Origin of the sequence: Pseudorhodobacter sp. MZDSW-24AT, assembly GCF_002794355.1 — a bacterium.
Taxonomy (GTDB): Bacteria; Pseudomonadota; Alphaproteobacteria; order Rhodobacterales; family Rhodobacteraceae; genus Pseudotabrizicola.
Window position 1 is genome coordinate 348,497 of sequence record NZ_PGOI01000002.1, and the last position, 22,244, is coordinate 370,740.

The 22,244-nt window shown below is 64.1% G+C and carries 21 protein-coding genes; 8 read left to right on the forward strand and 13 right to left on the reverse strand.

The window, feature by feature from the left end; translation table 11 throughout:
• Positions 1 to 48: 48 nt before the first annotated feature.
• From CUR21_RS03270 to prfA, 3 genes are all read right to left on the reverse strand, one after another.
• The gene (locus tag CUR21_RS03270; protein WP_100195574.1) at positions 49 to 1,062 is read right to left on the reverse strand and encodes a DUF4167 domain-containing protein; all 1,014 of its coding nucleotides are present in this window, start codon (positions 1,060 to 1,062) and stop codon (positions 49 to 51) included.
• 248 nt (positions 1,063 to 1,310) lie between these two features.
• Entirely contained in the window at positions 1,311 to 2,141 is an 831-nt protein-coding gene (gene prmC, locus CUR21_RS03275) for a peptide chain release factor N(5)-glutamine methyltransferase (RefSeq protein ID WP_232622665.1), read from the reverse strand.
• Positions 2,138 to 3,193 carry a peptide chain release factor 1 gene (gene prfA / locus CUR21_RS03280; protein WP_100195575.1) on the reverse strand — a complete coding sequence of 352 codons (1,056 nt, stop codon included), beginning with the start codon at positions 3,191 to 3,193 and terminating at the stop codon, positions 2,138 to 2,140. The genes prmC and prfA overlap by 4 nt, the downstream gene beginning before the upstream one ends.
• 163 nt (positions 3,194 to 3,356) lie before the next feature.
• Here prfA and CUR21_RS03285 point away from each other — a divergent pair, with 163 nt between their 5' ends.
• Complete coding sequence (locus tag CUR21_RS03285; RefSeq protein ID WP_100195576.1) at positions 3,357 to 4,523, forward strand: AI-2E family transporter; 1,167 nt, start codon at positions 3,357 to 3,359, stop codon at positions 4,521 to 4,523.
• Positions 4,524 to 4,551: 28 nt separating this feature from the next.
• Here the strand turns inward: CUR21_RS03285 and CUR21_RS03290 are convergent, their stop codons facing one another.
• The 3 genes from CUR21_RS03290 to CUR21_RS03300 all read right to left on the reverse strand — a co-directional run bounded on the left by CUR21_RS03290 (position 4,552) and on the right by CUR21_RS03300 (position 7,372).
• On the reverse strand, positions 4,552 to 4,977 hold the full coding sequence (locus CUR21_RS03290; protein WP_100195577.1) for a DUF1499 domain-containing protein: 426 nt from the start codon (positions 4,975 to 4,977) through the stop codon (positions 4,552 to 4,554).
• A gap of 17 nt (positions 4,978 to 4,994) precedes the next feature.
• Positions 4,995 to 5,960, reverse strand: coding sequence for an agmatinase (speB, locus tag CUR21_RS03295; RefSeq protein WP_100195578.1), 966 nt, complete (start codon positions 5,958 to 5,960; stop codon positions 4,995 to 4,997).
• Positions 5,961 to 6,208: 248 nt separating this feature from the next.
• Positions 6,209 to 7,372: an amidohydrolase gene (locus tag CUR21_RS03300; protein ID WP_100195579.1), complete on the reverse strand. Its 1,164-nt coding sequence runs from the start codon at positions 7,370 to 7,372 to the stop codon at positions 6,209 to 6,211.
• Positions 7,373 to 7,438: 66 nt separating this feature from the next.
• Between CUR21_RS03300 and mazG the strand changes: the two genes are divergently transcribed.
• Both mazG and CUR21_RS03310 read left to right on the forward strand, forming a co-directional pair.
• Entirely contained in the window at positions 7,439 to 8,263 is an 825-nt protein-coding gene (gene mazG / locus CUR21_RS03305; protein ID WP_100195627.1) for a nucleoside triphosphate pyrophosphohydrolase, read from the forward strand.
• Positions 8,264 to 8,339: 76 nt separating this feature from the next.
• Complete coding sequence (locus CUR21_RS03310) at positions 8,340 to 9,347, forward strand: Fe(3+) ABC transporter substrate-binding protein (protein ID WP_100195580.1); 1,008 nt, start codon at positions 8,340 to 8,342, stop codon at positions 9,345 to 9,347.
• A gap of 48 nt (positions 9,348 to 9,395) precedes the next feature.
• Here CUR21_RS03310 and CUR21_RS03315 read toward each other — a convergent pair whose 3' ends face one another.
• Positions 9,396 to 10,463 carry a sialidase family protein gene (locus CUR21_RS03315; RefSeq protein WP_100195628.1) on the reverse strand — a complete coding sequence of 356 codons (1,068 nt, stop codon included), beginning with the start codon at positions 10,461 to 10,463 and terminating at the stop codon, positions 9,396 to 9,398.
• Between the two features lie 126 nt (positions 10,464 to 10,589).
• Here CUR21_RS03315 and CUR21_RS03320 point away from each other — a divergent pair, with 126 nt between their 5' ends.
• A complete protein-coding gene (locus CUR21_RS03320; RefSeq protein WP_100195581.1) occupies positions 10,590 to 11,534 on the forward strand; it encodes a nucleoside hydrolase in 945 nt (314 codons plus the stop codon).
• Here CUR21_RS03320 and CUR21_RS03325 read toward each other — a convergent pair whose 3' ends face one another.
• Complete coding sequence (locus CUR21_RS03325) at positions 11,535 to 12,569, reverse strand: ATP-binding protein (protein WP_232622666.1); 1,035 nt, start codon at positions 12,567 to 12,569, stop codon at positions 11,535 to 11,537.
• Positions 12,570 to 12,721: 152 nt separating this feature from the next.
• Between CUR21_RS03325 and CUR21_RS03330 the strand changes: the two genes are divergently transcribed.
• The gene (locus CUR21_RS03330; RefSeq protein ID WP_100195582.1) at positions 12,722 to 13,093 is read left to right on the forward strand and encodes a hypothetical protein; all 372 of its coding nucleotides are present in this window, start codon (positions 12,722 to 12,724) and stop codon (positions 13,091 to 13,093) included.
• 6 nt (positions 13,094 to 13,099) lie between these two features.
• On the opposite strand, the gene CUR21_RS03335 is transcribed toward CUR21_RS03330, so the two are convergent.
• From CUR21_RS03335 to CUR21_RS03345, 3 genes are read right to left on the reverse strand one after another with little or no spacing between them, the layout of a single operon-like run.
• Positions 13,100 to 13,621 (reverse strand): gamma carbonic anhydrase family protein, encoded by a 522-nt coding sequence (locus CUR21_RS03335; RefSeq protein WP_100195583.1) that lies wholly within the window; start codon positions 13,619 to 13,621, stop codon positions 13,100 to 13,102.
• Positions 13,618 to 14,253: a guanylate kinase gene (gene gmk / locus CUR21_RS03340; protein WP_100195584.1), complete on the reverse strand. Its 636-nt coding sequence runs from the start codon at positions 14,251 to 14,253 to the stop codon at positions 13,618 to 13,620. Before gmk ends, CUR21_RS03335 begins: the two co-directional genes overlap by 4 nt.
• 2 nt (positions 14,254 to 14,255) lie before the next feature.
• Positions 14,256 to 15,152 (reverse strand): YicC/YloC family endoribonuclease, encoded by an 897-nt coding sequence (locus CUR21_RS03345; protein ID WP_100195585.1) that lies wholly within the window; start codon positions 15,150 to 15,152, stop codon positions 14,256 to 14,258.
• A 229-nt stretch (positions 15,153 to 15,381) separates the two neighbouring features.
• Here CUR21_RS03345 and CUR21_RS03350 point away from each other — a divergent pair, with 229 nt between their 5' ends.
• Complete coding sequence (locus CUR21_RS03350) at positions 15,382 to 16,002, forward strand: PAS domain-containing protein (protein ID WP_100195586.1); 621 nt, start codon at positions 15,382 to 15,384, stop codon at positions 16,000 to 16,002.
• An 89-nt stretch (positions 16,003 to 16,091) separates the two neighbouring features.
• Here the strand turns inward: CUR21_RS03350 and CUR21_RS03355 are convergent, their stop codons facing one another.
• Positions 16,092 to 17,462: a class II 3-deoxy-7-phosphoheptulonate synthase gene (locus tag CUR21_RS03355; RefSeq protein ID WP_100195587.1), complete on the reverse strand. Its 1,371-nt coding sequence runs from the start codon at positions 17,460 to 17,462 to the stop codon at positions 16,092 to 16,094.
• Between the two features lie 180 nt (positions 17,463 to 17,642).
• Between CUR21_RS03355 and CUR21_RS03360 the strand changes: the two genes are divergently transcribed.
• A complete protein-coding gene (locus tag CUR21_RS03360; RefSeq protein ID WP_100195588.1) occupies positions 17,643 to 18,659 on the forward strand; it encodes a GlxA family transcriptional regulator in 1,017 nt (338 codons plus the stop codon).
• 211 nt (positions 18,660 to 18,870) lie between these two features.
• On the forward strand, positions 18,871 to 20,568 hold the full coding sequence (locus CUR21_RS03365) for a hypothetical protein (RefSeq protein ID WP_157791927.1): 1,698 nt from the start codon (positions 18,871 to 18,873) through the stop codon (positions 20,566 to 20,568).
• A 275-nt stretch (positions 20,569 to 20,843) separates the two neighbouring features.
• On the opposite strand, the gene CUR21_RS03370 is transcribed toward CUR21_RS03365, so the two are convergent.
• Entirely contained in the window at positions 20,844 to 22,034 is a 1,191-nt protein-coding gene (locus tag CUR21_RS03370; RefSeq protein ID WP_232622667.1) for a PQQ-dependent sugar dehydrogenase, read from the reverse strand.
• Positions 22,035 to 22,244: the final 210 nt, after the last annotated feature.

Genomic DNA, 22,244 nt, shown 5'->3' on the forward strand with positions numbered 1-22,244 from the left:
TGCCACAGGTGCCGCGACTGGGCCACCCTTGGGCTTAGTCGGCGGCGCTTATTCGGCAGCCTCGCGCGGGCCGCCTTCGCTCCCTTTGTCGGCGCCCGTCTCGGCGCCCTCGGCGCTGCCCTTGGGCTTGCGCGGCGCGCGGGGGCGGCGCACCTTGGCCTCACCTTCGGGCTTTGCGGCCTCGGCGGTGGGGGCGCTGTCGGCACCCGCCGCTGCGGCCACCGGCGCTTCGGTGCCGCCGCTTGCCGGGGCCTTGGCACGTTCGAACATATCGCCCGTCGCCTTATCGGCCCGGACCCGTTCGTTCCGCGGCTTGTCAAAGGCGCGCTTTTCGCCTTCGCCCCGCGTCGCGTCCGCGGCGCGCTTTTCGCTTTCACCACGCGGCGCGTCCGCCTGTCCGGCCTCGGCGGGGGCAGCGCGCTCTTCGCTCACACGCTCTTGGCCCCGCTCGGGGCGCGGCGGGCGCGGGCCGCGACTGTTGCGGTTTTCATCGCGGTTGCGGTTGTCCTCGCGGCTGCGGTTGCGCTCACCTTCGGGGCGGTCGTTGCGGCGCGGACGCTCTTCACGGCGCGGCTCTCCGGCCGGGCGCGCTTCGGGCGTTTCGACCAGCTGGCTGTCTTCGCCGCGCGGATCATCTGTGGCCACAGGCTCGGACGCTTCGGCATAGCCGTGCTCGGCCCCGCTGCGCTCATCACGCCATGGGCGGGTGTCGCGGGTGTCGCGCCCGCCGTTCTGCCCATGCCCGCCATTCTGGCCCGGGTTCTGCCCCCCGTTCTGGCCGAACTGCTGCTGGCGCGCCTCTTGCTCGGCCGCCATCTCGCGCTGCGCCTCGCTCAGCATGCGGGTGTAATGCTCGGCGTGCTGAAGAAAATTCTCGGCAGCCACCCGGTCATTCGAGAGCTGGGCATCCCGTGCGAGCAGCTGATATTTCTCGATGATCTGCTGCGGCGTGCCGCGCACCTTGCCTTCGGGCCCAGAGCTTTCGAAGACACGGTTGATGATATTGCCGAGCGTGCGCGGGCGGTTCTGCTTGGAACGCGAACGGGACTTGGAAGAGCGCATCTTGTCCTTTGATCCGAATGTCCGACTTGCCCCGCTCTGACGCACCCGGGTGGTGCAGGCCCTGCGAAGGGGTTCAGAGGCAAGGTCGGGTTTGAGCACGGTCTGAACGGAGGCCACCGGGCCTGCCGCGCTGTGACAGCGCCTTTTGTCGAATAATCACGCCCCACCGGTCCTGACAAGTCGATTCTGTGTCATATTGCAAGGATCGGCGGTTCTGTGATGTTTTTCGCGCGGAGGCGGGTCAGCGATCAGGCGGCGGTGGCGGCCACCACCCGGTCGCGCCCGTCGAAATCCGGGATCAGCCGGGCGCGCAGGCCCGCCGCCTGCATCAGGCGCAGCACCGCCGCCCCTTGGCTGGGGCCGATTTCCAGCAAGAGCCGCCCTCCCGGCGCCAGATGCGCGCCCACCCCGGCCGCGATGGCGCGATAGGCGTCCAGTCCGTCGCCCCCCGGGGTCAGCGCCATGTGCGGCTCGTGCAGGCGGACTTCGGGGGAAAGTGCGGCCATCTCCTCGGCGGCGATATAGGGCGGGTTCGAGACGATCAGATCAAAGCGGCCCTGCACGGGGGCAAACCAGCTTCCAAGGTGGAAGGCGCAGCGCGCGCTCAGATCCTGCGCTTGGGCATTGGCGCGCGCCACCTCCAGCGCGGCGGCGGAGAGGTCGACGGCGACGCCCTCGGCCTCGGGCCGCTCGGCCAAGAGCGACAGCACGATCGCCCCCGATCCGGTGCCCAGATCCAGCACGCGGGCAAAGGGCGCGCGCAAGGCCTCGGCCACCAGCACCTCGGTCTCGGGGCGCGGGTCCAGCACGGCCGGTGTCACCGTGAACCAGCGGCCCCAGAACAGCCGCCCGCCCACAAGATGCGACACCGGCTCGCGCGCGGCGCGCCGCTGGACCAGCGCCTCAAAGCGCGCGAGCACGGGGGCCTGCGCCGGTTCGGGCAGGTGCAGCGTCAGGCGGTCTGGCGCGATCCCCGCGGCATGGGCCAAAAGGCGCCGCGCATCCCCGGCGGCATCGGGCACTTCGGCCGCGCGCAGCGCGCGCACCGCCTGCACCAAGGCCGCGCCCAGCGTGGTCACAGCCCCGCCTCGGCCAGCTTTTGCGCCTGATCCTCGGCCTGCAAGGCGTCGATGATCGCGTCCAGATCCCCCGCCATCACCTGCGCCAGCGCGTAAAGCGTCAGGTTGATGCGGTGATCCGTCATCCGGCCTTGCGGGAAGTTATAGGTGCGGATGCGCTCGCTGCGGTCGCCCGAACCCACCTGCGCCTTGCGATCGGCCGAGCGTGCGGCGTCGATCCGCTCGCGCTCCAGCTCGAACAGCCGCGCGCGCAGCACCTGCATCGCGATCTCGCGGTTGCGGTGCTGCGACTTTTCAGAACTCGTCACGATCATGCCCGTGGGCAGGTGGGTGATGCGCACCGCCGAATCCGTGGTGTTCACATGCTGCCCGCCCGCGCCCGAAGCGCGCATCGTATCGATCCGGATGTCGCTCGCCGGGATCTCCAGATCCACCTCTTCCGCCTCTGGCAGCACCGCCACCGTGGCCGCACTCGTGTGGATGCGCCCTTGCGCCTCGGTTTCGGGCACGCGCTGCACGCGGTGCGTCCCGGCCTCATATTTCAGCCGGGCAAAGACACCTTCGCCCTGCACATGCGCCGTCACTGATTTGATCCCGCCCAGATCCGAGATCTGCTGCTCCAGCACCTCGAAGCGCCAGCCCTTGGTTTCGGCATAGCGCTGATACATGCGCAGCAGATCCCCCGCGAACAGCGCCGCCTCATCGCCCCCGGTCCCGGGCCGAATCTCCAGAATCGCGGGCCGCGCATCGGCCGCATCCTTGGGCAACAGCGCCAGCCGCAACTCTTGCTCGATCTCGGGAATCCGCGCCCGCAGCCGGGGCAGCTCTTCCTCGGCCAGCGCCTTCATCTCCGGGTCCGACAGCCAGCCTTCGGCATCGCGCATATCGTCCAGCGCGCGCCGATAGGCGGCAATCTGGTCCACCACCGGCTTCAGCGCGGAATATTCACGGCTCAAGGCCGCGATCTGCGCCGGAGAGGCCCCGGCATTCAGCTGCGCCTCGAGAAACTCGAACCGCTGGGTGATCTGGGCAAGTCTGTCAAACGGAACCATGCGCGCGGTGTCGCGCGATTGCGCCCTTTGGTCAAGGCCCGGCGGCGCCCGGCGATCCCCCGGCGGAAATCTTTGCGCCCCACCGGAACCGCCCTGCGCGGCCTTGCGTTCCTGCTTCAGTCACCCCGCGCGCCGCAGCGGGGTCCGGGGGGAATCACCAATCATGGCGCCTGTCAATTACCAAGCCGTCCACAAATTCCCACGCGAGCGTGACCGTCCCAGCCCCCGACGCCCCAATTCATGGCCGGTGATCGGCCTGTTCATCATTGCCGTGATCGCCGCCATCGCCTTGGCGCGCGATTTCCTGATGCCCATCACCTTTGCCATGCTGCTGTTCTTCGTCTTCGTCCCGGTCCGCCGCCGCCTGTCGCGGCTGGGGGTGGCGCCTGCCATCACCGCAACGCTCATCGTCTTCGGCCTGTTCTTCGCGATCATCGCGCTGGTCTGGTTCATCTCCGGCCCCGCCGGCCAGCTCATCGCCGACATGCCCGAAATCCAGTCCGCGCTGACGGAAAAACTGCAACGCCTGCGCGGCACCTTTGAAACCATCGACACCGCCATGGCCCAGATGGAAACCGAAACCGACCCCGCCACCCCGGTGGAAGAAGGCGCGGTCTCCCCGGGCTTCGATGTGGCCTCGGCCATTCTGAACGGGCTTTACACCACGCCCGGCATCATCGGGCAAATCGCGCTCACGCTGTTCTTGCTGTTCTTCCTCATCGCCTCGGGCGACATGATCTATCTCAAGATCGTGCAAAGCTTTGACACCTTGCACGAAAAGCGCCTCGCCTATTCGGCTTTGCGCGAAATCGAAGACTCTCTGGGCAGCTATCTTGGCGCCATCACCCTCATCAATGCCTGCCTTGGCCTTGCCATCGGTCTGGCCATGTGGGCGCTTGGCATGCCCTCGCCGCTGCTCTTTGGTCTTTTGGCCTTCTCGCTGAACTTCATTCCCTATCTGGGCGCCATCACCGGGGTCGGCATCGCGCTCTTGGTGGCACTGGTCAGCTTTTCCGATATCTTCTGGCCCATCATGGTGGCGCTCACCTATCTCACCCTCACCACGCTCGAAGGCCAGCTCATCACCCCCTATTTCGTGGCCCGCCGCCTGCAAATGAACGCCGTGGTCGTCTTTCTCACCGTCGCTCTTTGGGCATGGCTCTGGTCCGTCATCGGCATGATCATCGCCGTGCCGCTGCTGGTGGTGATCTCGGTGATCTGCGATCACGTGCCGGGGCTGGAAAAGCTGGGCAACTTCCTTGCCGGAGATGACCCGGTCCCGCTGGCCGAGGATGAACCCGCCCCCGCCGCGCGGTCTGGCAATATCTAGCCGGACGGTGCCGCCGGGCGGGCGTGCGCTACAGCGCCGCCAGCCAGCGCCGCAGCCGCTTGGCGTTCACGCCCATATCCTCGCGGCCAAAGCGCAGGCGGGCCAGCACATACAGCCCGTCCTCGCGCACTTCGGCGGTGGTGACATCGGGAAACCCCCAAAAGGCCGAGCGTGTGACCCATGTCACCCGGCCTTCCTCTTCGGATCCGGCCAGCCGCATCGTGCGCGGCGTCGCCATGGCGGCCTTGTCCAACCGCACCAGCAATTCTTGCGGGCGCCCCTTCTCGGGCGACAGGCGCAAGCTGGCCCCGCCTGTCATCGGCACCACCTCATTCCACGCCCCCCATGTGGCCTGCGGCGACACATGCCACGTCTCCCGCTCCAGCGGGGCCAGCCGAATGGCCGTCATCAGCCCCAGCACCACAACGACAACGCCGCCGATCACCCATTCCATTTTGCGCCTGCCCCGTTTCACCTGTGAACCTTCGCCCAATGATACAGGCAGATCAGCTCATGCGCCACATGCGCCCCGGCAATCGCGGTGGCTCCGCTGGTGTCATAGGCGGGCGACACCTCAACCACATCGCCCCCCACCATGTTGATCCCGGCCAAGTCACGCAAGGCTGCCGCCGCCTGCCAACTGTGCAATCCGCCCCAGACCGGCGTGCCGGTGCCGGGCGCAACCGAAGGATCAAGGCAATCGATGTCAAAGGTCACATAGACAGGGCGATCCCCCACAATGGCCTTGGCCCGCGCCACCGCATGGGCCACGCCCCGCTCATGCACCGTGCGGGCATCGATATACTCCACCCCCAGATAATCCTCGCAATGGGTGCGAATGCCAATCTGGACCGAGGCGGCAGGATCGATCACCCCAGATTTCACGCCTTTGTAGAAAAAGGTGCCGTGATCGATCCGCTCCATGTCGTCATCGGCCCAAAGATCGGAATGCGCGTCGAAATGGATCACCGCCATCGGCCCGTATTTTTCGGCATAGGCGCGCAGGATCGGCAGGGTGATGAAGTGATCGCCCCCTAGCGTCACCGTGCCCGCACCTGCCGCCAGAATGCCGCCGATATGCGCCTTGAGCAGGCCGGGAAAGCTCGGCGTATGGGCATAATCAAAGGCCAGATCGCCGTAATCCACGATGGCCATCTCTTCCAGCGGGTTGGTGGGCCAGCCATAGGGCGGATCAAAGGGTTGCAGGGCGCTCGCCTCCCGGATCGCGCGCGGGCCAAAGCGCGCCCCGCTGCGATGCGTCACCGCTTGGTCGAACGGCACCCCGGTGATCGCCAGATCCACCCCCGTCAGATCCTTGCTATAGGTCCGGCGCAAAAAGCTGGTGGCCCCGGCAAAGGCGTTCTCAAACGCCAGCCCCGTCAATCCCTTGCGGGTAAAGGCGGTGTCCACTTGCTTTTTTGCATCTTCCAAAGCCATGTTCGTCTCCCCTTGGCCAATAGGGTCGTCGTTCTGTCCCTCGGAGACGCGCCAGATCCGGTTGGGCTGACATGACCCAAGCCGCGCGCGCCTGTCAACCCCGCCCCCGATCTCATCCCCAGCCTTGCCGTTTGCGGCACAGGGCGGCGGGCGCAAAGGTTGAAAATTCCTTAACGCCCGCAGGTCAAGCCCTTGATCTCAAAGGGCTTCATTTCGTGTAACACAGGGAGAGGGCTCTGCGCGCCTCCTCAGGCCAAAGGCTGCGCCCGTTCCACCAGCCGGGCAAAGAAGCTCGCCCCCACCGGGGCCGCCTCATCGTTGAAATCATAGCCCGCATGGTGCAGCCCTGCCCCCGGCCCGATCCCCATGAACAGATAGGCCCCCGGCCGCGCCTCCAGCATATAGCTGAAATCCTCGGACCCCATCTCCCGGTTGGCCCGCGCATTCACCGCCGCCTCCCCCGAGATTTCTGCCGCGACCGCCGCCGCGAAATCCGCCTCCTCGGGGTGGTTGACCGTGGCCGGATACCCCCAGTCATAGTCGACCTCCGCCGTCACGTTGAAGGCCTGCGCATGCCCCGCCACAATCTCCAGCACCCGCCGCTTCAACAAGTCCCGCACCTCAGGCCGGAACGCCCGGATCGTCGCGCAAAAGGTCGCCACCTCGGGGATGATGTTCGACGCCGTCCCCGCATGAATCTGGGTGACCGAGATCACCGCCTCATCCATCGCATAGACGTTGCGCGGGATGATGGTCTGCACCGCCTGCACCATCGCCACCACCGCGACCACCGGATCGATGCATTCATGCGGCGTCGCCCCATGCCCGCCTTTCCCCGTCACCGTCACCCAAGCCGTGTCCACCGAAGCCATCAACGCCCCCGGCGTGGTCTGGAAATGCCCAAGCGGCACATTGGGCGCGTTGTGAATCCCGAAGACGCGGGCGATGTTGAAGCGGTCCATCACCCCTTCCTGCACCATCACGCCACCGCCGCCGCCCTCTTCCTCGGCCGGCTGGAACAAGATCGCCACCCGCCCCGCAAAATTGCGCGTCTCGGCCAGATATTTCGCCGCCCCCAACGCCATCGTCACATGCCCGTCATGGCCGCAAGCATGCATCCGCCCCGGCACGGTCGAGGCATGGGCCACCCCCGTCATCTCCGCGATGGGCAGCGCATCCATATCGGCGCGCAAGCCGATCGTCGGCCCCGGTGCCTGCCCGTTGATGATCGCCACCACCCCGGTCTTGGCGATGCCTTCGTGAATCTCATCCACCCCCATCTCGCGCAGCCGCGCCACGATAAACGCCGCCGTCTCGTGGCATTCGAACTCAAGCTCGGGATTTGCATGCAGGTGCCGACGCCAGCCCTTCATTTCTTCGGCAAAAGCCGCGATACGGTTCAGGACGGGCATGGGTCTTCTCCTTTGGACAACTGCCTTTGATCAAATCTGAAAACCAAGGTGCCTGCAATGCCCCCCATGCCGGATGATCTCCCGCTCCTTCACGATCCGCAGGGCGGCCTGCCCCGCTTGCGTGCCATCATGGCCCGCCTGCGCGACCCGGCCTTGGGCTGCCCTTGGGATCTGGAGCAAGACTTCGCCAGCATCGCGCCCTACACCATCGAAGAGGCCTATGAGGTCGCCGACGCCATCGAGCGCAAGGCCTGGGACGATCTGCGGGGCGAGTTGGGAGATCTGCTCTTCCAATCGGTGTTTCACGCGCAAATGGCCGAGGAGGCCGGCCATTTCGATCTGGACGATGTGATCCGCGCGATCTGTGACAAGATGATCACCCGCCATCCGCATGTCTTCGGGCCGGACCCGCGTGACAAATCCGCCGCCCAGCAAACCGCCGATTGGGAGGCGATCAAGGCGCGCGAACGCGGGCCCGCCCGGGTGCTCGACGGGGTGGCACTTGGCCTTCCGGCGCTGATGCGCGCGGTCAAGCTGCAAAAGCGCGCCGCCCGCGTCGGCTTTGACTGGCCCTCTACCGAAGAGGTGCTGGCCAAGATCACCGAAGAGGCGGCCGAACTGATTGAGGCCCGCGACACTTTGACTAAGGCGGAGGTGGACGAAGAGTTTGGTGATTTGCTTTTTGTCATGGCCAACTTGGCGCGGCATCTTGATGTAGATCCCGAAGCGGCCCTGCGTGCAGCCAATGCCAAATTTACACGGCGTTTCAACCGCATAGAAGATCTTCTTGAACTCTCTGGTCGCACCCCCGCTCAGTCCGATCTGGCCGAAATGGACGCGCTGTGGAACCGCGCCAAGGCCGAAGAAAAGGCCGCGAAAAAGCTGACCTAGCAAATCACTCAACTATTGACCGAAGTAAAATAGTCAGGTTTAAGGGCGGCATAATTTCCGACCAAAGGACTCAACCATGACCCTTCGCCTGTCCCTTGCCGCCCTTGCCCTCACCTCGGTGGCTCTGCCCGCCATGGCGCAAGAGATCAACATCTACTCCCACCGTCAGCCGGAACTGATCCAGCCGATCATTGACGCCTTCACCGCCGAAACCGGGATCAAGGTGAACATCGCCTTTGTCGACAAGGGCATGGCCGAGCGTCTGACCGCCGAAGGCGACCGCTCGCCGGCCGATCTGGTGCTGACGGTCGACATCGCCCGCCTGACACAAGTGGTGGATGCCGGTGTGATCCAACCCGTCGAGTCAGAGGTTCTGACCGCCAATATCCCGGCCGAACTGCGCGACGAAGCCAACCAGTGGTTCGGCGTCACCACCCGCGCCCGCATCGTCTATGCCTCCAAAGACCGCGTGGCCCCGGGCGAAGTCACCACCTATGAAGATCTGGCCGATCCGAAATGGAAAGGCCGCATCTGCGTGCGCTCGGGCACCAATGATTACAACGTCGCCTTGGCCGCTGCTGTCATCGCCCACCATGGCGAAGAGGCCGCAAAAACCTGGCTGGAAGGCGTGAAAGCCAACCTCGCGCGCAAACCCGATGGCGGGGACCGCGATCAGGTCAAGGCGATTGCGGCAGGCGAATGTGACATCGCCATCGGCAACACCTATTACATCGGTCAAATGCTGGCCGACCCCGAGCAGGCCCCCGCTGCCGAGGCTGTCAACATCGTCTTCCCGACCTTCACCGATGGCGGCACCCATGTGAACGTCTCGGGCGTGGCGCTGACCAAGGCCGCACCGAACAAGGAAAACGCGATCCAGTTCATGGAATGGCTGACGAGCGACACCGCCCAGCAGATCTATGCCGAAACCAACTACGAATACCCGGTCAAGGCAGGCGTGGCCCGTTCGGAACTGGTGGCAAGCTGGGGCGACGTCACCCCCGACACCAAACCGCTGACCGAGGTGGCAAAGCTGCGTCCGGCAGCGCTGAAGTTGATCGAAGAAGTCAATTTCGACGGCTAATATACGGAAAGAGAACAAGAAAAGGCCCCAGTGTTTCCGGGGCCTTTTCTATGGCGCCAGCACCTCAACGCTCAACACGGTGGGCAGATGGCGCGCGAATTCGTGCCAGCTGTCGCCCTCATCGGTGCTGCCAAACACCGAACCGGAATTGGTGCCGAAATACACGGCCGCACTTTGGGCATCCACGGCCATGGCCTGCCGCAAAACAGTGAAGAAACAGTCTTTTGCGGGCAGACCTTCACCCAAACCCTGCCAGCTTTCGCCGCCATCGCGCGATCTCCAAACCGCCGCCCGTCCGTCTGGCGGAAAGCGGCCCGCGCTGTCTCCGTTCAAGGGAAAGGTCCACAAGGTTCCGGCCTCATGCGGATGCGCGGCCACCGGAAAGCCAAAGGTAGACGGCAAACCTTGCGTCACCTCTTCCCACGTCAGCGCCCCGTCGCGGCTGCGATACACACCCTGATGGTTCTGCATGTAAATCAGCCCCGGCGCCTCGCCCCAAGCCATGTTGTGCACGCAATGGAAGATCTCATCCTCGCGCCGGTGCTCCGCGCCCTCCCAATGCCGGGGAAGATCCCCCGCGGGCCCGGGCCGGTTGCTGCGGCGGTTGCGCACCTCCCACGACTGACCGCCATCGGGAGAATGAAACACACCCGCCGCCGAGATGCCCACCCAGATGCCGCCTGTGCCATCCGTCAAAATGCTGTGCAGCGTGAGCCCCGCCGCCCCGGGCGACCATGCATCGGCACCGGGCAAGGCGTTCAGCGCGGGCAACTTGGCCCAGGTTTCGCCCGCGTCGCGCGATTCATACAAGGCCGCCGGTTTGGTCCCCGCAAGCAGGCGCCCGCCATCCCGCGCCAATGACCAGACCGATTGCACCTCTGGCGCAAAGCCAGCCTGTGACAGCGCCCATTGCCCGCTGCGGCACCGCCAGACGCCCGGCTTGTGCCAGCCCCCGCCTCCCGCCGCCCAGATCTGGTTCCCGTGGCCAATGGCATGATTGATCCCCATCCCATCGCACAGCGGCCCTTCCACGCGCCGCGCGTCGCCCGCGCGCAGAATGAACAGGCCCTTGCTGGTGCCCACGAGCAGATCTGATGTCAAACGTGCTTGTGCCATCCCGCGTCTCCGCCGCGTCTGCGCCACGCCCGACACTACCATCCCTCAACCCGATGTGTCATGTCTTTCTGATCTGGACAATCCACGGCGCCTGTCGATTCACTGCGTCCGAACAGGAGAGCTTTCATGAATCTGCCGCGCAAGATTATCATCGACACCGATCCAGGGCAGGATGATGCCGTCGCCATTCTGCTGGCCTTGGGCAGCCCCGATGAAATCGAGGTGCTCGGAATCACCGCCGTGGCGGGCAACGTGCCGCTGGCGCTCACCCAGCGCAACGCGCGCATCATCTGCGAACTGGCCAACCGCCGCGACATTCCGGTGTTTGCAGGCTGTGACCGGCCCCTGCAGCGCCCTTTGGTCACGGCCGAGCATGTGCATGGCAAGACCGGGCTGGACGGGCCGCAGATGTCCGATCCGACGATGCCACTGCAAGATCAGCACGCGGTCGATTTCCTGATCGAGACGCTGCGCCGCGAGCCGGCGAAATCGGTCACGCTTTGCCCGCTCGGGCCGCTCACGAACATTGCCACCGCGTTCCAGCGCGCGCCCGATATCATCGCGCGCGTGCAGGAAATCGTCTTGATGGGCGGCGCCTATTTCGAGGTGGGCAACATCACCCCAGCGGCAGAGTTCAACATTTACGTCGACCCACAAGCCGCTGATATGGTTTTCAAATCCGGCATTCCTATTGTGGTGATGCCGCTGGATGTCACCCATAAGGCGCTGGCGACGGCCCCGCGCATCGAAGCCTTCCGCGCCCTTGGCACCGAACCGGGGCGCATGGTCGCAGAATGGACCGATTTTTTCGAACGCTTCGACAAGCAGAAATACGGCAGCTCCGGCGCGCCTTTGCATGATCCGTGCGTGATCGCCTATCTGCTGCGGCCCGCGCTGTTCAGCGGGCGTCACATCAATGTCGAGATCGAAACCCAGTCAGAACTGACCATGGGCATGACGGTTGCCGATTGGTGGGGCGTCACCAAGCGGCCCGCCAATGCGCTGTTCATCGGCGCGCTGGATGCAGAGGGCTTCTTCGCCCTGCTGACCGAACGGATCGGGCGGCTCTGATCACTCCAAGGGCAGGATCACGGCAAAGGTGCTGCCCGCACCCTTGACGCTGTCAATCTTCAGCCGCCCGCGATGGCGCTGCACGATGTGCTTCACGATCGCCAGCCCCAGCCCGGTGCCGCCCTTCTCGCGTGAGCGGTGGCCATCCACCCGGTAGAATCGCTCGGTCAGGCGCGGCAGATGCTGCGCCTCGATGCCCTCGCCCTGATCGATCACCTCCACCCGCAGCGCAGGTGATTTTGGCAGGCTGTCCGCCGTCAGCCGCACCACCACATCACCGCCAGCGCCCCCGTATTTCACCGCGTTTTCCATCAGGTTCTGGAACACCTGCACCAGCTGATCGGCATCCCCGGGCACCTTGGTCGCAAGCCCCTCGGCCAGTTCCAGCCGCACCGCCACCCCCGCCGCATCCGACAAAGGCCGCAACGTCGCCTTCGTCGCCCGCAAGATCTCCACCAGATCCACCCAAGCGGTAGGGCGCACGCGCTCTTCCGCCTCCACCTTGCTCAGATGCAGCAGATCGCGGATCAGCCGGTTCATCCGCCCCGCTTCACGCTCCATGATGTTCAAAAACCGCTCCCGCGCCACCGGGTCATCCTTGGCGGCGCCTTTCAGCGTCTCGATGAACCCGCTCAGCGCCGTGAGGGGCGAGCGCAGCTCGTGGCTGACATTCGCCACGAATTCCCGCCGCATCAACCCCATCTGCTCCGCCTCGGACAGGTCTTCCAGCACACAGAGCACGCCCGCGCCTTGCGGCAGCGGCGTCACCGTCACCCGGTGCACCGCATCCTGCGACGGCCCCGGCACCACCTGTCGCGCCACGCCGCCCACGCCCTCGCGCAAGGCCCGGCCCAAGGCGGCCTGTACCTCCGGATGGCGCAGCGCAATCGCATGGTGCCGTCCCAGCATGGCCTCGCCCAAAAGCGCGACCGCCGCCGGATTCATCACCCGGATGCGCTCATCCGCATCCACGATCAGCGCAGGCAAGGGCACCCCGGTCAGCAAAGCCGCTTCGATCATCGTCCCGTTCCACATCCTTGTGACCGACCTTTCGCTAGCCTGAATATGCGACAGTGAAGCGACATGCACTTGAACTGTGACAATTCCTCGTTAAACCTCTGGGCACTGGTTTCCGTAGCGTCATCTTGTCCCGTACCCCTTTCTCCCCCCGATGCAGGAGTGTCGGCGTGACCACTCGTCCGCGAACCACCAATGGCTCCCATGGCCCGGATCATACCTCCGTTTCGACCCCGGGCGATTTCATCGCCATTGCGCTTTCGGCCAGCACAGCCTTGGAATTGGCGGGCACACGCCGCATCTCGCTCATGGTGCCGGAAGATCTGACCGCGGTCACCCTGTCACGGATGACCGATGTGGTAGTGGCCTGCCCGCTTCTGGGCACCACCGTCGACGCGCTGGATGTGATCGAGGCTTTGGCCGCCGCCTCTTATCACGGCGCGGTCTGGGTGGTCGCGCCCGCGATGCCGAACCCCCGCATGGTAGAGCGTGAACTCAAGCGCGCCGCCAAACGCATGTCGATCAAGCTCATCCTCCGCTAAGGCGCCTCAGCCGATCTGGCGCAACCCTTGGCGAAAGCGCTGCGCATTGGCGCGGTAGCCCTCGGCCGAGCGCATCAGCCGCGCTTGCGCCGCCCCGTCCAGCTCCCGCACCACCCGGCCGGGACTGCCCATCACCAGACTGAAATCGGGAATCTCCTTGCCTTCGGTGATCAGCGCGCCCGCCCCGATCAGACAGCCCCGCCCGATCCTTGCCCCATTTAGCACCGTGGCCCCCATCCCGATCAGACTGCCCGCCCCGATGCTGCACCCATGCAGCATGGCCTTGTGCCCGATGGTGCAATCGGCACCGATCGTCAAGGGAAAGCCCATATCGGTGTGCAACACGCAGGACTCCTGCACATTGCTGCCGCTCCCGACGCGGATCTCTTCATTGTCTCCGCGCAAGATGGCCCCGAACCAGACCGAGGCTTCGGCCTCCAGCACGATCCGCCCGATCAGCGTGGCGCCCGGTGCCACCCACGCGCCGGGATCAATCTCGGGGGCAATATCCTCAAGCGCATAGATCATCGCTGCTCAAACTCCCGGTTCAACCCGCGCACAAACTCCGACAGCGCAGGCTGACGGTCACGCCGCATGCGCTCTGCTTCAAGAATGGTCTGCAACTGCTTGAAAGACTGATCAATATCGTCATTCACCAGCACATAGTCATATTCCGCCCAATGGCTGATCTCATCGCGGCTCTTCGCCATCCGGCCCGCGATCACCGCCTCCGAATCCTGTGCGCGCCCCCGCAACCGGCGGTCCAGCTCGGCGATCGACGGCGGCAACACAAACACCGAAACCACATCGCGCCCCAAGGCCGAGTTGCGGATCTGCTGGCCGCCTTGCCAATCGATGTCGAACAGCGTGTCGCGCCCTTCGGCCATCGCAGCCTCCACCGGGCCGCGCGGACTGCCGTAGAGGTTGCCGAAAACCTCGGCATGTTCCAGCATCTGCTGATCCGCGATCATCGCTTCAAAGGCCGAACGGCTGCGGAAATAATACTCTCGCCCCTCTTCCTCGCCCGGGCGCGGCGCCCGCGTGGTGGCGGAAACCGAAAAGCGGATCGTGGGGTCCCAGCCCATCAACCGCTTGGCCAGCGTCGATTTGCCCGCCCCCGAAGGCGAAGACAAGATAAGCAAAAGACCACGCCGCTGCATCGTCACTCCACGTTCTGAACCTGTTCGCGCATCTGATCGATCACCGTTTTCAGGTCAAGCCCGATCCGGGTGAGCGCCAAGGCCTGCGCCTTGGAACACAAGGTATTGGCCTCACGCATGAATTCCTGCATCAGGAAATCGAATTTGCGCCCCACCGGCCCGGTCTCGGCCAAAAGCGCGCGGGCTGCCGCCACATGTGCCTCCAGCCGGTCCAGTTCCTCGGTCACATCCTGCTTCACCGCAATCATGGCAAGCTCTTGCGCCACGCGGCCCGCATCCACGCCTTCGGCATGGTCCAGCACCCGCGCCAGCGCCGCGCGCAAGGTGGCGGCGGCGGTGTCGCGCCGGGCCTCGGCCTCGGCCTTGGCGCTGCGCGTCAGCGCCGCGATCTGGTCAAGCTGCCCGGCGATCACCCCTTGCAGCGCCAATCCTTCCGCAGCCCGCATCTCGGCAAAGGCCGCCAGAAGTGCCGGCAGATCCGCCAGCAGCGCCGCCCGCAGCGGTGCGCTTTCCTCTTCCACAGCCGCAGCGTCCAGCACGCCGCGCACCGCCAGCACATCGGCCGCGGTCGCCTGCGCCAGCGTTACCCCCGCCTGCAAGGCCGCCGCCTCCACCTCTTGCAAGGCCGCCAGCACCGCCGCCAGCGCGTGCGGCTTGACCTGCACCCCAGATTCAGCACCGGCCGCCTCGCGCGCCACCTTCAACGACAGGCTGACATTGCCCCGCGACAGCGCCTTTTGCAGCTCGGCGCGCAGCGCAGGCTCCAGCCCGTCGATCCAGTCCGGCAGGCGCAGCCGCAGGTCCAGCCCCTTGCCATTGACCGACCGGATGTCCCATGCCCAGACAAAGCCCAAAGCCTGCCCTTTGCGGGCAGCAAATCCGGTCATCGAAACGGTCATCGGCTTTCTCCTCGCCGCATCCCGGCAGTGTTTACCATTTGTTTAGAAACGCGGCGAAAAGGCGCGCGCGCTGGTGTATCTTAACATCCCAGTAAGGATATCGAGTCGGCGCGGCTTCCGTTCCCGGCGGCGGCCAGCACGGCTGACATACCACGGCCCGAAGCGCCGGATCAACCAATCCCCGCCCGCCGCCGCCACCGCCCGGGCTTTGACGATAAGGACAGCACCCATGACTTCTGGATGGAACGGCAGCCCCTCCGACGGACCCCCGCCTTATCCCGGCGGCATGATCGCCGCCGTGCGCGCCTATTGGGAGGCGCTGCGCGACGGCGACAGCCTGCCGCGCCGGGCGCAGGTCGATCCGCGCGGCATCGCGAACGCGCTGGAAAACACCTTTCTCATCGAGCGGGTGGCCCCCGGCATCGCCCGCTTCCGCATCGCAGGTCTGCTCTACAACGATCTGATGGGCATGGACATTCGCGGGATGCCGCTGTCTTGCCTGTTTCTTGGCCCGGCGCGGGACAGCCTGCAAACCGATCTAGAACACCTGTTTTCTACCCCGGCCGCCCTGTCGCTCACGCTCGTGGCCGAACGCCGGCTGGGCCGCCTGCCCTTGCGCGCGCGGCTGCAAATTCTGCCAATGCTCGACCGCAGCGATGCCTGCACGCTTGCCCTCGGCTGCATTGAAACCTTGGGCGAGATTGGCCGCGTGCCCTGCCGCTTTGGCATTGCCGAGGCACGGCTCACACCCTTGGGGGCCGCTGCCGCCTCAAACGCCGCCCCGATCGCCGCGCCACGCCCGCCGCGCGCTGTCGCAGGCGTGCCACATCTGCGCTTGGTCAAGGCCTAAGCCGCGTCTGGCACACCGCTTCCGGCAACAGAAAGGGGCGGCACCCCCGGTGCCGCCCCTTTCCGAATTTTCGCAGAAAATTCGACCCCTTACAGCGCGACGCGCTGGCCTTCCTGCCGCGCGGCCAAAAGCTCTTCCGCCACCAGAAACGCCAGTTCCAGCGATTGGCTGGCATTCAGGCGCGGGTCGCAAGCCGTGTGGTAGCGGTCCGACAGGTCTTCATCCGTCACCGCGCGCAAGCCGCCGGTGCACTCGGTCACGTCCTTGCCGGTCATCTCGAAATGCACGCCGCCCGGCACCGTGCCTTCGGCCTTGTGCACCGCAAAGAACTCACGCACCTCGGACAGCACCGCATTGAACGGCCGTGTCTTGTAGCCCGAAGGCGATTTGATCGTGTTGCCATGCATCGGGTCGCAAGACCACACCACATTGGCGCCCTCTTCCTGCACCGCCTTGATCAGGCGGGGCAGATGCTCGCCCACCTTCCCGGCGCCAAAGCGCGCGATCAGCGTCAGCCGCCCGGCCTCATTGGCGGGGTTCAGCTTCGCCATCAGCACCTTCAGATCTTCCGCCGTCGTGGTCGGTCCGCATTTCAGCCCGATCGGGTTCAGCACGCCCCGGCAGAATTCCACATGCGCCCCATCGGGCTGACGCGTGCGGTCGCCAATCCAGATCATATGGCCCGACCCGGCGACATTCTGCCCCGAGATGCTGTCCACCCGGCACAGCGCCTCTTCATATTCCAGCAGCAGCGCCTCGTGGCTGGTGTAGAAATCCACCCGGCTCAGCTCATGCGCGGTGTCGGAATTCACCCCGGCCGCATTCATGAAATCCAGCGCGTCCGAAATCCGGTTCGACAGCTCGCGGTAGCGCTCGGCCTTGTCATGTTCGGCAAAGCCCAGCGTCCAGCTGTGCACCCGGTGAATGTCGGCAAAGCCCCCGGTCGAGAAGGCGCGCAACAGGTTGAGGCTGGCCGCCGCCTGCGTATAGGCCTGCAACATGCGGGCCGGGTCGGGCTGGCGGGCCTCGGGCGTCGCGTCAAAGCCGTTGATGATGTCGCCGCGGTAGCTCGGGTATTCCACCCCGCCGATCACTTCCGTCGGCGCCGACCGCGGCTTGGCGAATTGCCCCGCCATCCGGCCCACCTTGATCACCGGCACTTTCGCGCCAAAGGTCAGCACCACCGCCATCTGCAACATCACGCGGAAAGTGTCGCGAATGTTATCGGCGCTGAATTCGGCAAAGCTCTCGGCGCAATCGCCGCCCTGAAGCAAGAACGCCTTGCCTTCAGAGGCCAAAGCCAGCTGCTTTTTCAACCGCCGCGCCTCGCCCGCAAAGACCAGCGGCGGATACTTGGCCAACTGCGCCTCGACAGCGCGCAGCGCGGCATTATCCGTATAATCAGGCATCTGCACCCGCGGTTTCGCGCGCCAGTCTGATTTCTGCCAGCCTTTGGTCATGGCTTTCTCCTTCCCACTCCGGGGTCGTTAGCGGTATCGCGGCGTTGTATACGGTCTGATGCGCCAATTGCAAAGGCCCAAACGCCCCACAGACCCTGTGCATGCCGCCGCAATACAGCCCTTGCGAAGCGCCGGATTTCCTGTCTGATAGCGCCAGATCCGACATGAACAGGTCGCAAGATGTCTACGCCTCTCACCCGCGCCACCAAGTCCGATGTTGCCACGCCGCCGCGGCGCTTTGTCTTTGTGTTGCTGGACCGGTTCACCATGATGTCGTTCTCGGGCGCGATCGAGCCGCTGCGTCTGGCCAATTACGTCACCGGCAAAACGCTTTACACTTGGATTCTCGCGGGCGAAGGCGGCGAACAGGCCACCTGCTCCAACGGCGCCACCTTCAAGCTCGACATCGGCCTCGAAGATGTCGACCGCGAAGACACCATCCTTGTCTGCGGCGGCATCGACATTCAGCGCGCCACCACCAAACCGGTGCTCAACTGGCTCCGGCGCGAGGCCCGGCGCGGCAATGTCATCGGGGGCATGTGCACGGGCGCCTATGCTCTGGCCAAGGCAGGGCTGCTGGACGGCAAGCGCGCCACCATCCATTGGGAAAATCAGGATGGGTTTCTCGAGGAATTTGAACAGGTGAAGCTGACGAAATCGGTCTTCGTGATGGATGGCAACCGGCTGACCACGGCGGGCGGCATTTCCTCGATCGATCTGGTGCTCAAGCTCATCGCCGCCGATCACGGTCAGGATCTGGCCAATACCGTGGCCGATCTCTTGATCTATTCCACCATCCGCACCGATCAAGACACCCAGCGGCTGTCCATTCCCACCCGCATCGGCGTGCGCCATCCCAAGCTCAGCCAAGTCATCCAGATGATGGAAGGCAATATCGAAGACCCGCTCTCACCCGCCGATCTGGCCGAGCAGGTCGACATGTCGACCCGGCAACTGGAACGCTTGTTCCGCCGCTATCTGAACCGCAGCCCCAAGCGCTATTACATGGAACTGCGTCTGGGCAAGGCGCGCAACTTGCTGATGCAAACGGATATGAGCGTGATCAACGTGGCCTTGGCCTGCGGCTTTGCCAGCCCGTCGCATTTTTCCAAATGCTATCGCAGCCATTACAACACCACGCCTTACCGCGAACGCGGCGCGCAAGGCCCAACCCAACCGGGCCGCCTGTCGATTTGACGGGCAGCGCCAAAAAGTCCGGTTAACAGCCGCGCCAGGTTGCTCTGCAGCAGACTGTCAAGAGCATTGTTGCACGTCCAACCAAAACCATTGTTCCAGCCTTGGAAACGATAAGTTTCGGTCTTTGCTGCCTCAGCATTTGACAGACTTTGGCGTCGTCCGTAGGCTGATTCCCAGTCAATGTTGACAGTTTTTTAGGGGGGCAATTTCGATGAAGTACACCGGGGTCATTTCTTTTACCGCCTTGCTGGCATCCACTTCGGTCGCTTTGCCCGCCACGGTGCGCTTAGGCAACACATTTGTCGGATCGGCGGGCGGAGCCAGTGTCAGCATCGCGACCAACGGCGATCTTGGCGGCGGTAGAATTGTGATTGGATCAACCTTCACGGGCACGTCCATCACCGGCTCGCTGGAAGTCAACGCCGCGACGACGCCAAATGCTGTCTCAGACGTGACTAATGTCCGCAACATTGAAATCAACGCAGGTGCATTGCGCGTGATTGGGGATGGCACTGCCGGATCAGCACGGGTTGAGGTGCGCAATCAATTGCGATTAGAAGCAAATGCTGACACATCCCTTTTTATCGCGAACGGAGGGGAGGTCATCTACACGTCACCTGAAACCGGTCGCACCGGCGCCGTCATATTAGGAAGCTACGCGGATTTCATTCCTGGAAGTGGCACGACCACCACGACGGTGACAGGCGAACACTCTTATCTAGAGATAAATGGCAGGCTGGAGCTCGGCTTCGGCAACGCGCTGAGCGACGACATGACCATCTCGGAAGGCGCGCGTGTGGTGGTGCAAGAGCCTGATGATTTCGAAGCGCGGGTGGATGCATCGTTCGATCCGACAGAGGCTTCGCGCGGCGGTGTTTCCCTTGGTGGGTTTGATACTTTTGCACCTGGTCAGGCGCTTGATACTCTGACGATCACTGGTGTCGGATCAGAACTGGTGTATTCGTCGAATTTTTTCACGAACTCCGGCAACAACAGGATCCTCGTCATCGACGGTGGCGTAATACGTCAGAACGAGGTTGGCGACGTCGACGCGGTGGCAGCATTTCTTGGTATAAATCCAGACGACCTTGGAGCCTTTAGCCTTGGATCAGGCGTCGGCGAGTCCTCTTTGTTGGTTGACGGGCCGGGCTCGGCTGTTTCGGTGACCCGCAACATCCAGATTGGATATGGCGAGGCTTTAATCGGCTATGAAAACCCCGAAGAGTATGCCGGACCGATCTTTGGTCCGACCTCTGCGCAGGCGACCGTTGTTAATGGCGGTCTGATGTCTACCACAAAGGATGTTGTGGTGTCAAAAAGCGGCGAGCCGGGCACCGGCTATCTGACTGTCGGCTCGGGTGGTCGCGTCGAGGCCTCCCGCTTGATCCTCAATGATGGCGGTGTGTTGTCGGGCAATGGTGGCACAATCGTGGGCGATGTCATCCTGGACGGAGGAATGATCTCGCCCGGTGCCTCGCCGGGAAGTATGACAATTGACGGCGATCTAGAAGTTTTTGGTGGGTCTTTGTTCTTCGAAGTCGGTGGCGGGGGGGCCGGAATGTTTGACCAACTTTTCGTGACTGGCGATCTTTTGGCCATGCAGGGCCTATCAATCACCTTAAGTTTGATTGACGGCTTCCTGCCCGAGCGCGGGACGGTATTTGATTTTCTGAAAGTGAGCGGATCGGCTTCAATTTTTGATACCCCTGAATTGATCTCGGTCTCTTTTCTTGGCATCAACGGTTCCGAGTTTGCACTCGGCGTTACCAATAACGGCTTTAGCGGCACGTATGTCGGAGAAAACCCTGTGTCACCAGTGCCGCTGCCCAGCGGCCTGCTACTACTCGTTACGGCGTTCGGGGTTATGGGCTTACTGTCAGGGCGTCGCAAGGCGACTGTGGCGGTTTAGCAGGCCGACAAAAAAATCGCTCTGCGGCTTGCCCCAAGCTCGCCGTCTGCGCGCAGGGCGATATGGTAGTGATCGCAATCGGGCTGCTCCCCGGGCAGCGAAGCGTCTGGGGAGCAAAGCCCTTTTGTTGAGGGAACTCGCGCGGTGAGAGCGCAATGTCCCAAGCGTACCAACCATCCAATTTATTCAATGTCCTTGCAAATAGATCTTTCCGGCGGATCGGGCCGCAGGCGGCGACAGCCTGTGCTATGCCGCCTGCGACCTGTCCTTGAACCTTAACCCTCCGCCGGGGCCAGCCGATAGATCGCCCCGTCCAGCACCGACAGGAACCAGATCGAGCCATCGGGCGCCTCGCGCACATCGCGCACCCGCCCCGTCTCTTCTGCCTCGATCCGCTCTTCTTCAAAGCCGGTCGGGGCCGCCGCATCCATATCCAGACGCGACAGGAAGCTTTGGTTCAACGATCCGGTGAACACGTCGCCCGCCCATTCCGGGACCAGCGTTCCCGAATAGACGATCAACCCCGAAGGCGCGATGGACGGGTCCCAGTAATGCGCCGGCTGCTCCATGCCTTCCGCCGCCTGCCCTTCGCCAATGGTGTCGCCGTTGTAGTTCACGCCATAGCTGATCACCGGCCAGCCGTAATTGGCCCCCTCACGCACCCAATTCAGCTCATCGCCGCCTTGCGCGCCATGCTCGACCAACCACAGACTGCCATCGGGACCAAGAGTCGCACCTTGGGCGTTGCGATGGCCAATCGAATACACGCCCCGCCGCCAGTCTTCGCGCGCGGTTGCTGTTGCGCCATCCCGCGTCAGATGAATCACGCTGCCTTCCACCGTCATGGGGTCTTGCGACTGCATCCCCTCTGGGCCGGTCCCCCGGTCTCCTGTGGTGACAAAGACGCTGCCATCTTGCGCTTCAACGATGCGGCTGCCGAAATGGCGCCCGCCGGGCAATCCGTCGCCCACATAGAGCATCTCAAAGCCTTCCAGCGCGCTGCCATCCTCTGACAACCGCCCCTTGCCCACCGCCGTGGCGGCCCCGCCATCCACCGCTGCGGCATAAGACAGCCAGACCTCACGCGATTGGGCGAAGTCGCGCGGGATCATCACATCCAGAAGCCCGCCTTGGCCTTCCGCGTAAACCTCTGGCACGCCAGTGATTTCCGTGCTGTCTCCGTCGCGCACCAACAGCAGCCGCCCTTCGCGTTCGGTCACCAGAACCCCGCCATCGGGCAAGATGCCAATCGCCCAAGGCTCTTCAAACCCGGTCGCCACCGGCGTGATCTGCATGGGGCCTGCCGAGGTTTCCACCGTGGTCTGGCCAAAGGCCATTCCGGCCATCAAAGCCAACCCGGAAGCGAGGAGGACCACAGGCGCCACCGCGGGTGCCACGTCAAGGGCAGTTGTGCGGAGTGCGGCTTTGGGATGGGGGCGAAGGTCGGTCGGACGCGGACGGGTCATGAATTCTCCTGTCTTGGGATCGGTCTTCAAATCTGCCCTAACAACGTGGCGTTTTGCAGCGCGGTTCCACCCCTCTCGCGCAAGCGTGACCACGCGTGACGCAGGCAAGCCCCGCTTGACGATGCGTCATCGCGAAAAAATCCCGCCCACAATGCGCTTTTCTTTTGCCAAACCGCCCACTAACCTCTGGCGCAGGATAAAAATCCGACA